This window comes from Flavobacterium sp. (genome assembly GCF_017985075.1).
In the GTDB taxonomy this organism is placed as follows: Bacteria; Bacteroidota; Bacteroidia; order Flavobacteriales; family Flavobacteriaceae; genus Flavobacterium.
In genome coordinates this window covers 1-12676 of record NZ_JAGNYF010000053.1, presented here as the reverse complement: position 1 = coordinate 12676, position 12676 = coordinate 1, and the positions used below count along the sequence as shown (strand labels likewise).

The window sequence follows — 12676 nt, the reverse complement described above, 5'->3', positions numbered from 1 at the left end:
ATTCAAAGCAAAAAGTGTTCTTATAATTTTTGATCGTAATACATTGTGTAAATCGGCAACGGCGTCAATATTTAGTTTTCGTAAATCGGAAAACAAACGCAAAAGTCCTAAAAAACCTTTATGTCTTTCCTTTAAATCAATTGGAAAAAAAGTTATATTTTCAATGTCGTCAAAAAAAGGTTTAAAAAACGGCCGAGAAACTACCGTAATTTTTACGTTGGGATATTGCAAAGAAAAAGCTCTCAGTACAGGAACTGTCATAGCAACATCGCCCATAGCTGAAAGCCTTATAACTAAAATGTGTGAAGACATTTATTTTTTATTTTGATACAAAACTGGATTCAAATCTGCATCGTTGTACATTTTCATTTGTTTGTACACCTTCATAAATTTATCGCCGTTTTCGATATCTTCCACTAATTGACTGATAGAAATAAACATATCGTTTTTTTGATCTAACAATACATTTAATTTTTCTTGACATTTTGCTCGGTGCTCAGCAGTGGCCTCTTCGCGAGTAGCCTCTTCATTCATATGATAAATTTTCAAAGCTAAGATTGATAATCTATCAATTGCCCAAGCTGGACTTTCGGTATTAATTCTTGCATTTGGTTTCACTTGAACGTGTGCGTACTTTTGTAAAAAATAACCGTCAATATATTCTACCATGTCGGTTCTGACTTGGTTAGAAGCATCAATTTTTCGTTTTAAATCTAACGCTGCAACGGGATCAATATTTGGGTCGCGCACAATATCTTCATAATGCCATTGCACCGTATCTACCCAGTTTTTAGCATACAATAAATGTTCAACTGAACCTTTTTCGTACGGATTTAATACCGGTTGATATACGTCATCGATAACATGATAATCAATTATAGATTGTTCAAAAATAGGAAAGGCAAATTCTGCAAACATAGTTTCTAATTTAATTTACAAAAATAAGGATTTTTTGTACTTTTAACCATAAATTACAAATTATCTCACATGAACATTCATTATATTTCCGAAGAAAACAGTGTTTTAAATCATTTTTTGAGCCAACTTAGAGAGGTAAACATTCAAAAAGACAGCATGCGTTTTAGAAGAAATATGGAACGAATAGGTGAAATTATGGCGTATGAGATTAGTAAAAAACTAACATATAGTGACATCGCTATAACCACTCCGTTAGGTATTAAAAACACTTCAGAAATTGCAGAAGAAATAGTATTGTGTTCCATTTTAAGAGCTGGTTTGACACTTCATCAAGGGTTTTTAAATTATTTTGATACTGCCGAAAATGGTTTTATTTCCGCTTACAGAAATCATTATAATTCGGATGAAAATTTCGATATTTTAGTAGAATATCAGGCTGTTCCTAATATAAATGATAAAACGTTAATTTTAGTTGATCCGATGTTAGCCACTGGGCAATCATTAGTTGCGGTTTTAAATAAAATTTTAGACACACATCAGCCAAAGGAAATTCATATAGCTGTTGTTATTGCTGCACCTGAAGGAATAAAATATGTATCCGATAAGTTGCCGAAAAACTGCCATTTATGGGTTGCTTCATTAGATGAAAAATTAAACGAAAAAAACTATATTATCCCTGGTTTAGGTGACGCCGGCGATTTAGCCTATGGAACTAAATTATAATTGAACAAAAAAGAAAAACAAACCCACACCTAACAATAAATATAAAGAGACTTCTTTGTAAATAGAATTTTCCATTTTTTCAAACATATTTGCCCCTAAAATAGTTAAAGGCGCAAAAGTATAAAGTAGTAAATCGTTAGATTTATTTGCTGAAAAAACATAAATTCCCACAGCTAAAAGAAAAGCAAAATATACTTGCTTGTAAGACGACTGCATGTTTAAAGGTTTGTTTTGATAGTCGATTGTTTGAGAAGCAAAAAACAATACAGAAATTGAAACAAATACAGACAATGCCATGTTTTGATACACGTCTTTAAAATCAAAAAAGTTAAAACTTACCTGAAAAACAGCCTTATTAATAGAATAGTTACCGAATAAAAATAAGCTAGTGGCTATATATAAAATCCAAACACAAAGAAATGACACAAAAGGTAAAATCCAGTTTTTATATTCTTTCCCAGAGTGAAAAATAATTGAAATAAAAACTAAAATAATATACAAAATACTCCAAAAGTGAAAAATAGCAGAAAGGAAAATCCAGAAAGAAGCATCGAATATTTTTTCCTTTGATGAGCTTAATGTTTTTAAAGAAATTAACCTACGTAAAGCCAATAACAAAAACACATTTGATAGCACAATTTTTATATTATTTAGTACCGATGGAAATAATAATATAAACACTAAAAACAAAAGTATGGCATAATTATCGTTTTGGGTTAAGGTATTTTTAAGTGAAATGAAATTCACCAGAAAAAATGACAACAACAGCAATAGAAAAACAATTATTTTTGAAAACAGATCACCTGTTGTAAAATTAACAGTTGGAACCTGAAATTGGTACAAAAAAAAGCAAGAAAACAACATTATTAGTACTAATGCGTAATTTATTGGTCGAGTTTTACTAAAAAGACTTGCAATCATAAAGATATTTTATATTTTTGTAGTGTAAATATAATAATAAAAAAATGAAAGCATTTTTCGAAGCAATACAATTTTTATTTGTTGAAGTACTTTTTGTACCAATGGACTTTTTAAGAAGTTTAGAATTAACTAATTGGTGGGGAGCAAATATTATCAATTGGATATTTATTTGTATTTGTTGTTATTGGACATACTATTGGACAAAACAATTGCAGATTTTCAAAAAATCTGGAGCAGATGAACAAGACACCACTGCACATTCTTTCTTAACAAAATAAAAGAAAAAAGTTCGATTATAAATCGAACCCTATATCTTTTCTATAATTCATCTTATCAAACTTTAGTTTTTCTATGGTTTGATAAGATTTTTTTGTGGCATCTAAAAATGAATTAGCGAATGACGTTACTGCTAACACTCTTCCGCCATTAGATACAATTTTTCCGTTTTCTTCTTTAGTTCCTGCATGAAAAATTAAAGAATCTGTTGTATCATCTAAACCAAAAATTTCTTTCCCTTTTTCAAATTCTTCAGGATAACCGCCTGAAACAACAACAACAGTCGCTGCCGTTCTTTCATCCAAACTCAAATCAAAATCTGCTAATTTTTCAGTGGCAACTGCTTCAAACAAAGCAACTAAATCACTTTTAATTCTTGGAATAACGACTTCTGTTTCTGGATCACCCATTCTCACATTGTATTCAATTACAAATGGATTGTCGTCCACTTTTATCAAACCAATAAACACAAAACCTTTATATTCAATATTGTCGTTTTTTAATCCCTGAATAGTAGGAATCACAATTTGCGATTCAATTTTTTGCATTAACGCAGCATCTGCAAACGGAACTGGAGAAATAGCGCCCATTCCGCCTGTGTTCAATCCGGTATCTCCTTCACCTATTCTTTTATAATCTTTTGCAGTTGGTAAAATTTTATAGTTTTTTCCGTCAGTTAACACAAAACAACTTAACTCAATTCCGTCTAAAAACTCTTCAATTACTACTTTTGCACTTGCTGAACCAAATTTTGCATCGACAAGCATAGCTTTTAATTCGTTTTTAGCCTCTTGTAAATCATTTAGGATTACAACGCCTTTTCCTGCAGCTAAACCATCTGCTTTTAAAACATATGGCGGAGATAATGTTTCTAAAAAAGCATATCCTTTTTCAACTGTTTCAGAAGTAAAACTTTCATACTTTGCCGTTGGAATATTATTTTTCACTAAAAATTCTTTAGCAAATTCTTTACTTCCTTCTAATTGCGCACCTAATTTAGAAGGTCCAATTACTGGAATATGCGAAATTTGAGTATCGTTTTTAAAGAAATCATAAATACCGTTTACTAAAGGATCTTCTGGGCCTACTACAACCATTTTTATAGCATTTTCCAAAACAAACTGTTTGATTGTTTCAAAATCGTTTGGATTTACTGCAATATTTGTTGCGATTTTTGCTGTTCCTGCATTTCCAGGCGCTACAAATAGTTGAGTACATAAAGCGCTTTGAGTCATTTTCCAAGCAAAAGCGTGTTCTCTTCCGCCAGATCCTAAAAGTAAAATATTCATGATTGTTTGTGTTGTTTTTTATTGGTGCAAAAATAGTCTCTTTTAATTAAAAATAAGATAGATTTAATAAGAAGTTTTTTTGATAAAGTACCAGTAATTTAATTTAATAGGCTTTTTCGTCGCCTTTAAAAATATTTATAACGGTTTGTAAAATGATTTTAAAATCCATTAAAAACGACCAGTTTTCGATATAAAAAACATCAAATTTAATTCGATTTACCATATCGTCTTCCGTCTCAATTTCGCCCCTACAACCTTTTACTTGAGCCAAGCCAGTAATTCCGGGTTTAATATGATGTCTAACCATATATTTTTTTATTTTCTTTCCATACGTTTTGTTTTGAGCCCACAAATGAGGTCTTGGCCCCACTACAGACATGTCTCCGAATAGTACGTTAAAAAACTGTGGTAATTCATCGATGCTAGTTTTTCTAATAAAACGACCAATTTTAGTAACTCTTGGATCGTTTCTAGATGCTTCTGATTCGGTAGTTCCGTTTAATTTCATTGAACGAAATTTATAACAAATAAATTCTTCTTCGTAAATTCCTGGCCTACTTTGTTTAAAAAAAATAGTTCCTTTTGATTCTAATTTAATCAAAATACCCAAAAGTGGTATTAGCCAAGATAAAATAAATAGTATTACAATTAAAGAGAAAAAGATATCAAAAAGCCTTTTAAAAAACTCGGTATAGTAATCATCTAATGGCGATTTTTTTAGCGATAAAACTGGAAATAACTCGTAATAATCTATTGTTAAGTTTTTGGAAAAAATTGCTTTAGAATCTGGAATAAATTTAATAATTATATCATTCTCATCTGCAAACGCAACTAATTCTTTATGTTTTTCGTTTGAAATTTCATTAATGGAACAATAAATTTCATCAATTTTATTTTCAAAAACATAATTTTTTATTTCATCAATTTTTCCCAGTACGCCTTCTCCTGTTTTTCTATCGGAAAAGAATCCTTTAAAGTTATATCCATAATCTGGTCTTTTCTCAAAAATATTTTTTAAATCTTTTGATTCTTCTGTATGTCCAATTATAACTACGTTTCTAAGGTTGTTTCCAGTTAAAAGTCGGTATTTTTTTATATAATAAAAGGCTAAACTTTTAAGTAATACTACTCCAAACAAAACGACTAAAACATAAGTTGCAGTTGCATAACCACTAAAAATTGCAGTTTTATAAAAAGGAAAAAAAGCAATAATTAACAGTAAAAATAATGTCATTTGTTTGGCGGTTTTTGAAAGAATATTTACTGGGGTAGTAAATCTATATATTTCATAAAACTTCGTAAAAAAAGATATTATTATCCAAATAGCAACTAAATATGTCCCAAACCATTGAAAATTAATATTTAGTCCTTTAAAAAAATAAGGAAACAAAATTATTAATAAACAAGAATCTATAATAATACTTATGGGTCTAATATATTTGGAATATCTTCCTCTTTTCATATATATAATTTATTTTTAGCGATTATATATCACTCTTTTATGATAATTTATTCACTAATAAATATATTTTGAAAAATCTTTATGTTCTTCTTTTGCCAATTCTTCTGGCGAAAGTGATTTAAAATATTCATAAGTAATTTTCATACCTTCTTCTCTATTTACTTTGGCGCTCCATCCTAGAATTTCTTTGGCTTTTGTGGTGTCGGGCTGGCGTTGCATTGGGTCGTTAACTGGCAAATCTTTATAAATTACTTTTTGAGTAGTTCCAGTTAATTTGATAATTTCTTCTGCAAAATCAGAAATCGTAATTTCATCAGGATTTCCAATATTTACAGGTAAATGATAATCGGAAAGTAATAACCTATAAATACCTTCTACTTGATCTGTTACATAACAAAACGAACGGGTTTGACTTCCATCGCCAAAAACGGTTAAATCTTCACCACGTAAAGCTTGTCCAATAAATGCTGGGATAACACGACCATCGTTTAATCGCATTCTTGGTCCGTAGGTGTTAAAAATACGAACAATTCTGGTTTCTACCCCGTGAAATGTGTGATACGCCATAGTTATTGATTCTTGAAAACGTTTGGCTTCGTCATAAACACCACGAGGTCCGATTGTGTTTACGTTTCCATAATACTCTTCCGTTTGAGGGTGCACTAAAGGGTCACCATAAATTTCAGATGTTGATGCTATAAGTATTCTTGCTTTTTTAACTCGAGCTAATCCTAATAAATTGTGTGTTCCTAACGAACCAACTTTTAAGGTTTGAATTGGAATTTTTAAATAATCAATCGGACTTGCTGGTGAAGCAAAATGTAAAATATAATCTAATTCACCTGGAACATGAACAAATTTTGTAATATCATGATGATAAAATTCAAAGTTTTTTTCTTTAAATAAATGGGCTATATTTTTTAAGTCACCTGTAATTAAATTATCCATTCCAATTACGAAATAGCCTTCTGCCAAAAAACGGTCACATAAATGAGAACCTAAAAATCCGGCTGCTCCTGTAATCAATATTCTTTTCATTTTAATTTTATTTAAGCACCATTTAAAGTAGTATTAATTTTGCTTTGGGTTGTATTTCGAAACATAAATAAGCAGTAAAATATTATAAAAAACACAACCCCTCTTTGTCTCCAAAGGAAAGATTCTGTCAAAAATACACTTATCATTACTATTGAAAAAGTAAAGTGTATAAAATTTTTGTTATAAACTGATCTTTTTAACGAAATAAACATCATTATCACTAAAATTAAGAAACCAAATATTCCTAATTCTGAAAAATTTTGAATATACTGGTTGTGAAAATTTTTATTTTGATACCCATCATCATTTCCTGTGCCTTGATATATGTTATATTTTTGACCCTTTTCTTCAAGTTTTTTAAATGACGCGTTTAATCCAAATCCATTGCAAAAAATAGGTTCTTCAGATAAAAACTCAAAGAACAATCGCGCTTGATACACCCTAAATGCGGTTCCTGGGAAATAATCATTTGGAGTAAATTTATCTTGGTTCCATGCTTCATAAACACTTACATAATGTACGCCTTCTGGCACACCTTCTATTACATCATGACTTAAACTCTTAGCTGTGTGTGACTGAAATTCAGCGGCAAAACGTTTTTTAATTCGACCAAAGAAAACCATGCTAATTATTATAAAAGAAAAAACAATCAAGTTTCTTAATCGCATTCTATTTGCAGATTTAGCAAAATAGAATAAATAAATTATAGTAATAATTATAGTAACTAAAATAATATTTTTAGAAGACAGAAGTAAAATAAAAACCAACAAAATAGACATACTTATTTTTTGCCAAGAGCTTTTTAATTCACAAGCGAGAAAATAAACATAAGCGAGAATTGAAAATACAGAAAAATGTATGGCGTTTAAATCTTTCGGAATCAATCCTAAATCTTTGTCTTGATCTTGATGATAAAAAAATACGGCCGCATCTTTTATAACAATGAATCTGATTACGGCTCTTAAAATGAAAAAAACTGCAAAAACCACAAATCCGTAGGCATAATATTTGTTGATTTTATTAATTTGAAGTTGATTAAATTGTGGAATTACGGCAAATATAAAAGGAATTAGTAACAAAAAAACTTCTTTCGGAATTGCTTTTTGAGTTGCTGAAACATCTATTGTCCAAAAAAACGAACATAACATTAAAATGTATAATAGTATTGGTAAAAGTAAACTTCCGGAAAAATTAATTTTTATTTTTTTGTGATTTATGATAACCGCGAGTATAAAAAAACCAAGAGTGATATTTGTAAAAGCTAGTTTAAAAGGTAACGATAATAACAATAAAAGGATAAAAACAAAAGCAAAATTATTTTGGGTTTCCTGCTTTATGTCTTTCCATACATTGTTCAAAAAGTTGTAAATAATCGTCATTTATTTTAGTCCAATTAAACTCGTTAACTATTGCTTCGTAATTATTTTTTATAAATGGCAAGTTATTACTTTTTTTACTATTATTTAATATATTTTTTACTTCTATTGGATTTCTAAAATACAATGCATTTTCTTTTAAAATGCCTTTATTAAAATCATTATTATGAGCTACAATTAAAGCTTGAGAGGCCATGGCTTCTAACAAAGATGGGTTTGTGCCGCCAACCGAATGACCATGAAAATATAATTTAGAATAATAACGCAGATTATTTAAGTGTTCTAAGTTGTAAATTCCACCCATAAAACGAATATTTTCATGAGATTTAAACTTGTTTTTTAAATATTCTCCATATTTTGTGTTGTGGTTTCCTATAACTAAAATAGGAGTTTTGTCTTCAAAATTTAGCGCAACACCTTCTAAAACCATATCTAAATTATTTTCTGGTTCGAAACGTGCCATTATCATGTTAAAATTTTCTTTTTCAACTTGATATTCTTTTAATATTTCTTCGTTTGGCGTGTTAAATGGATACGCGCCGTAAGCAATATAAGTAGACTCTTTTTTATGTTTTTCTTGCAAATATTTTTTTATTCCTAACGAATCTGAAATTAAATAATCTCCAGATTTTGCCGCTAACCATTCTGCAATTTTTAAAAATTGTTGTACAGGTTTTGAATACTTAGAACGTTTCCACTCTAATCCATCCATATTGATAATGTTAATAGCTTTTTTTGGCATTAAAAAAAACCAAATGGAATTACTGGTATAACCTAATTGCAAAATAATATCAAAATCTCTTTTTCTACTATCTATAATACAATTGTAATCGTATATAAATTGACCAAAGGTTCCGTATTTATATTCTGGATCGTTTTGATGAATAATTTGTACACCTTTAAATGTTTTTTCTTGATACTTATGATTATGGGAGTTGTAACAATATACTTCGTGACCTTTTTCTGCTAAATAAACAGAGAAAAATTCAGCAAATTGTTCAAAACCTCCATAATTGTTTGGAATGCCTCTGGTGCCAAGAATAGCTATTTTCATTTAAGAAATATATTTAACGACAAATATAGTTTTTTGAGAAAAATTATATGTTTGAATTAATAAAAATTTGAAAAAATTATTTATTAAACAATTCTTCGAAGATTTTTTCAAAATGATTGACATGGTTTTCTAATGAAAAGGTGTTGTGAACTCTTTTAAATCCATTTGCGCCATATAATTTTCTTAATTGTTCATCTTTAATTAGTTTTTCTAAAGCATCCGACAAACTATTGTGATTATTAGGTTCAAACAATAAACCTGTTTCATTTTCGACAACTATTTCCGTTGGTCCACCATGATTGGAAGCTATAACTGGTTTTTTAGCTAACATGGCCTCAATTACTACCATACCAAAAGGCTCTGGTTCTGTAGAAGGCACAACAGCAATATCAATTGAATTCCAAAATTTTTCAATTTCTTTCTGGAAAGGAATTAGTATAACATTACTTTCTAAATTATATTCTTTAATTTTATTTCTTAATTCTGTCTCAAAAATTGGTTGATTTGGAGGCGCAGAGCCTAAATAGACAAGTTTTATGTTTTTATGTTTTTCTATTACAGTTTTAAACGATTGTAATAATAATTGTTGCCCTTTCCAACTATTAATTCTACCAACTAAAGCTATTACAATTTCATTATTTGTGGCAAAAAAATAATTTTCTCGCACTTCATTTAACTCAGCATCTGTAAAACTTTTACTATTTTTTGTTTCAATACCATTCCAAACCGCTTCAGATTTTTCCGTTAATTTTAAATTATTTTCAATCCAAAAATTCATAGTTGCAATAGAATCATAAACCACTTTATGATTACAATCTAAAGAAAGAATTTTTTTAAATAAAAAATTAAAAACTTTAGGTTTAGCAATAATTTCCTGCACATGCCACAAGTGCTTTATATTTCTTTTTTTGGCAAATAAAATTCCAATTAATGCTGCTAAAGTATGCGTATAAACGAGGTCAAATTTATATTCTTTGTTTAATGCGTTTAAAATTTTAATCCCTTTATAATATTCTTTTATAAATTTAAAAATGTTTTTTGGTGTAAACATTTTTCTATATAATTTTAAAACTGGAGCAATAACAACTTTGATGTTGTTTTTCTCTAATTCAATTTTTAAAGGACCATCAAAAGGTAAAACTATAATTGGTAAATATTTTGTTTTGTCTAACTCAGACAAAAAATAAAGCATCGTTTTATCCGAACCGTATAATTCAGCTGATTGGTGTATGACTAATATTGTTTTCATTTAGTTTTGTTAAATTGTGTTTGTAAGCAAACAGAAATCCGATTAGTAGTGTTTTTGTATCAATTAAGTTATAAAAGCCTAAAAACACCCAATAAGAAATAATTAAAAAATATCCAGTTCCTTTGAAGAGAATATTTATTTTATCGTCTATTTCATTTTCTTTTTTAAATTTTGAGAAGAAAAACAAAATAGAAACTAATAGAAAAAAAGTTCCTAAAATTCCCGATTTTAAAAATACCGTCATATAACCGTTGTGTAAAATGGAAATATGTCTTAATTCCATGTCACCTAAATATACTTTTTGTTTTAAATCGACTTGCGAACCGATTCCTTCACCAAATAAATACGTTTTATTATGTGACAATTGTTCTAATGTTCTTACAATTTCGTATGACCTATAATGATCGTGAAAATCTTTCCAATCGTTTCTATTGATTTTAGTTGAAAGTGCTTCTTCTGGCAACACTTTTAATTTATACAAAAACTCATCTAAACCATCTCCACCTCTTTTTGGGTTGTAATTATAAATGGCTCCATAACCAAGTATTGATACTGCTACCAATGAAAAAATGATAATTAGTGATTTTTTATTTAATACTAACCAGCCTTTCATTGCAAAATAAAGTATGATAAATTGAATAAAGTTAGTTCTTGCTAAATAAAAAAAACTTGAAAACGCTAAAATAATTAAAAACAATCTGGTTGTTTTTTTACTAAATTCTAATCTAAATTGTTTGTGAAAAATTAAAATTATTAGTGCATAAATCTCAAAGTCATTAAAATAACCTGCAATTTCTCTTATTTCTCGAACTGATCGAGCTCCATCAACTACAATTCCAAAAATTACCAAAAACAAATGATATGAAGCAATGGCAATACCGGCATAAACTAGAAAACGAAATGGGTTTTTTATTTTTGAACTAAAGAGCTGGTATCCTAATAAAAGCCCAAAAATAGGTTTAAGCAAATAGGTAATGTCTCTGAGGGTATAAAAAAGATTATGTTTATAAAACAGGCCTATAAATAGTGATAATCCAAAGATTATAATAAAGTAACTGATGTATTTCACAAATCTTACGTCATAATTAGTTTTGATCGTAATTACAGAAATAAGAAACCAGGTAGCAAATGATAATTCGTAATTATTAAAAAAAGGAACAATTACTGCAATCATAAACAATATCTGCAAATACAATTCTTTATTTAACGTTACTTTCATTACTAAATTTCTTTTAAAATTTTTGCAGGAACACCACCAATAACCACATTATTTGGAAATTGACCATTAACAACAGCACCTGCCGCTACCACACAATTATTTCCAACTTTTGTGCCATCTAAGAAAGTAACTTTTGCGCCAATCCATACATTATTTCCAATTGTAATTCCTTTTGAAGTAACGCCTTGCTCTCTAATTAAAAGGGATGTGTCTGAAAAAACGTGATTTTCGGAGTGAAAACTTACGTAAGAACCAGCAATAACATCATTTCCTATCACGATTCCTCCTGGCGCACCAAAATGTGTGAAGTCTCCAAAAGCACTATTATTTCCAATTATCATACCTATTCCGTATTTAGACATGTGGCTTGTGGAAAGTAGTTTTGAATAGGATCCGATTTTGACATTATACCCTAAAACTATTTTGTTTCTAGAAAAACCGTCTAAAACAACATGGTTTTCTATTGTGGTATTTTTTCCAATACTAAAGTTTTTTTTATTTAAAATTTTTGTGTTAGAACCTAAGAAAACTTTTTTTCGGAGAACTATCAAACCTCGGAAAGACATTATTAAACGAGAAAAGATTTGATAAATAAAATAGGCATTTGGAATTGAATTATCAATCTGATAATTTTTTCCTAATTTTTTTAATTTACCTTGAATAATCTTTTTTAGCATGAAACAATTTTTTGTTTAGTCGATAAAGATAGAAAATTATAATGATTAATTCTGTAGCAATTAAAGAATAAAAAACACCATATACTTGATAATAGGGTATTAATAGAACGATTGCGAGTAAATTAAAAATCAACACAATTGAAGTAATACGCACATAAAACTTTTTGAAGTTATATCCTAAAACCAATTGTTTAAGCGGAATCGAAATAGCCAAAAGCGCTGGTATAAAAACAGCAACTTCTAATAAACTACTCAAAAAATAGAGGTTGGTTGGATTGAAATAAGAGACAATTTCATATGAAAAAAAATAGAATAACGTCATACAAGAAATTACCAATACAAAATTAACACCATTATAAATTTTCCAATTTTTCATTGCTTTTTTAGCATCCACTTCCAACAAATAACAAACTTTTGGAAAAACATAATTGAAAAACAAAAAGATATAGGTTTTAAAAACAACGATAATTTGTT

Annotated in this window: 13 protein-coding genes and 1 pseudogene; 2 read left to right on the top strand and 12 right to left on the bottom strand. The window is 28.8% G+C overall.

What is annotated here, in order from left to right:
• Positions 1 to 312 (bottom strand): annotated as a pseudogene (locus tag KA468_RS09005) (ADP-heptose--LPS heptosyltransferase RfaF); the annotation flags it as partial.
• Entirely contained in the window at positions 313 to 918 is a 606-nt protein-coding gene (locus KA468_RS09000) for a DUF4254 domain-containing protein (RefSeq protein WP_291242613.1), read from the bottom strand.
• Between the two features lie 69 nt (positions 919 to 987).
• Here KA468_RS09000 and upp point away from each other — a divergent pair, with 69 nt between their 5' ends.
• Positions 988 to 1641, top strand: a complete 654-nt coding sequence (upp, locus tag KA468_RS08995; protein WP_291242612.1) for a uracil phosphoribosyltransferase — start codon at positions 988 to 990, stop codon at positions 1639 to 1641.
• On the opposite strand, the gene KA468_RS08990 is transcribed toward upp, so the two are convergent.
• The gene (locus KA468_RS08990) at positions 1636 to 2562 is read right to left on the bottom strand and encodes a DUF6427 family protein (RefSeq protein ID WP_291242611.1); all 927 of its coding nucleotides are present in this window, start codon (positions 2560 to 2562) and stop codon (positions 1636 to 1638) included. The genes upp and KA468_RS08990 overlap by 6 nt on opposite strands.
• Positions 2563 to 2606: 44 nt before the next feature.
• On the opposite strand from KA468_RS08990, the gene KA468_RS08985 reads away from it, so the two are divergent.
• On the top strand, positions 2607 to 2840 hold the full coding sequence (locus tag KA468_RS08985) for a uracil phosphoribosyltransferase (RefSeq protein ID WP_291242610.1): 234 nt from the start codon (positions 2607 to 2609) through the stop codon (positions 2838 to 2840).
• A 15-nt stretch (positions 2841 to 2855) separates the two neighbouring features.
• Here the strand turns inward: KA468_RS08985 and purD are convergent, their stop codons facing one another.
• The 9 genes from purD to KA468_RS08940 all read right to left on the bottom strand — a co-directional run.
• Positions 2856 to 4127, bottom strand: a complete 1272-nt coding sequence (gene purD / locus KA468_RS08980; RefSeq protein ID WP_291242609.1) for a phosphoribosylamine--glycine ligase — start codon at positions 4125 to 4127, stop codon at positions 2856 to 2858.
• A 103-nt stretch (positions 4128 to 4230) separates the two neighbouring features.
• The gene (locus tag KA468_RS08975; protein ID WP_291242608.1) at positions 4231 to 5589 is read right to left on the bottom strand and encodes an undecaprenyl-phosphate glucose phosphotransferase; all 1359 of its coding nucleotides are present in this window, start codon (positions 5587 to 5589) and stop codon (positions 4231 to 4233) included.
• A 54-nt stretch (positions 5590 to 5643) separates the two neighbouring features.
• Positions 5644 to 6627, bottom strand: coding sequence for a UDP-glucuronic acid decarboxylase family protein (locus KA468_RS08970; protein ID WP_291242607.1), 984 nt, complete (start codon positions 6625 to 6627; stop codon positions 5644 to 5646).
• Positions 6628 to 6638: 11 nt separating this feature from the next.
• Positions 6639 to 7775 (bottom strand): O-antigen ligase family protein, encoded by a 1137-nt coding sequence (locus KA468_RS08965; protein WP_291242606.1) that lies wholly within the window; start codon positions 7773 to 7775, stop codon positions 6639 to 6641.
• Positions 7776 to 7941: 166 nt separating this feature from the next.
• A complete protein-coding gene (locus tag KA468_RS08960; protein ID WP_291242605.1) occupies positions 7942 to 9057 on the bottom strand; it encodes a DUF1972 domain-containing protein in 1116 nt (371 codons plus the stop codon).
• Between the two features lie 76 nt (positions 9058 to 9133).
• Complete coding sequence (locus KA468_RS08955) at positions 9134 to 10306, bottom strand: glycosyltransferase family 4 protein (protein ID WP_291242604.1); 1173 nt, start codon at positions 10304 to 10306, stop codon at positions 9134 to 9136.
• The gene (locus KA468_RS08950) at positions 10272 to 11525 is read right to left on the bottom strand and encodes a hypothetical protein (RefSeq protein WP_291242603.1); all 1254 of its coding nucleotides are present in this window, start codon (positions 11523 to 11525) and stop codon (positions 10272 to 10274) included. Before KA468_RS08950 ends, KA468_RS08955 begins: the two co-directional genes overlap by 35 nt.
• A 2-nt stretch (positions 11526 to 11527) precedes the next feature.
• Positions 11528 to 12202, bottom strand: coding sequence for an acyltransferase (locus KA468_RS08945; RefSeq protein WP_291242602.1), 675 nt, complete (start codon positions 12200 to 12202; stop codon positions 11528 to 11530).
• Positions 12177 to 12676 (bottom strand): polysaccharide biosynthesis C-terminal domain-containing protein (locus KA468_RS08940; RefSeq protein ID WP_291242601.1); only part of this gene is annotated, 500 nt, incomplete at its 5' end. The genes KA468_RS08940 and KA468_RS08945, both read right to left, overlap by 26 nt.

What these genes read in the sequence shown, in the direction of transcription:
- KA468_RS09000 (WP_291242613.1), bottom strand. Translation starts at nt 918, where the DNA reads ATGTTTGCAGAATTTGCCTTTCCTATTTTTGAACAATCTATAATTGAT.
- upp (WP_291242612.1), top strand. Translation starts at nt 988, where the DNA reads ATGAACATTCATTATATTTCCGAAGAAAACAGTGTTTTAAATCATTTT.
- KA468_RS08990 (WP_291242611.1), bottom strand. Translation starts at nt 2,562, where the DNA reads ATGATTGCAAGTCTTTTTAGTAAAACTCGACCAATAAATTACGCATTA.
- KA468_RS08985 (WP_291242610.1), top strand. Translation starts at nt 2,607, where the DNA reads ATGAAAGCATTTTTCGAAGCAATACAATTTTTATTTGTTGAAGTACTT.
- purD (WP_291242609.1), bottom strand. Translation starts at nt 4,127, where the DNA reads ATGAATATTTTACTTTTAGGATCTGGCGGAAGAGAACACGCTTTTGCT.
- KA468_RS08975 (WP_291242608.1), bottom strand. Translation starts at nt 5,589, where the DNA reads ATGAAAAGAGGAAGATATTCCAAATATATTAGACCCATAAGTATTATT.
- KA468_RS08970 (WP_291242607.1), bottom strand. Translation starts at nt 6,627, where the DNA reads ATGAAAAGAATATTGATTACAGGAGCAGCCGGATTTTTAGGTTCTCAT.
- KA468_RS08965 (WP_291242606.1), bottom strand. Translation starts at nt 7,775, where the DNA reads ATGTTATGTTCGTTTTTTTGGACAATAGATGTTTCAGCAACTCAAAAA.
- KA468_RS08960 (WP_291242605.1), bottom strand. Translation starts at nt 9,057, where the DNA reads ATGAAAATAGCTATTCTTGGCACCAGAGGCATTCCAAACAATTATGGA.
- KA468_RS08955 (WP_291242604.1), bottom strand. Translation starts at nt 10,306, where the DNA reads ATGAAAACAATATTAGTCATACACCAATCAGCTGAATTATACGGTTCG.
- KA468_RS08950 (WP_291242603.1), bottom strand. Translation starts at nt 11,525, where the DNA reads ATGAAAGTAACGTTAAATAAAGAATTGTATTTGCAGATATTGTTTATG.
- KA468_RS08945 (WP_291242602.1), bottom strand. Translation starts at nt 12,202, where the DNA reads ATGCTAAAAAAGATTATTCAAGGTAAATTAAAAAAATTAGGAAAAAAT.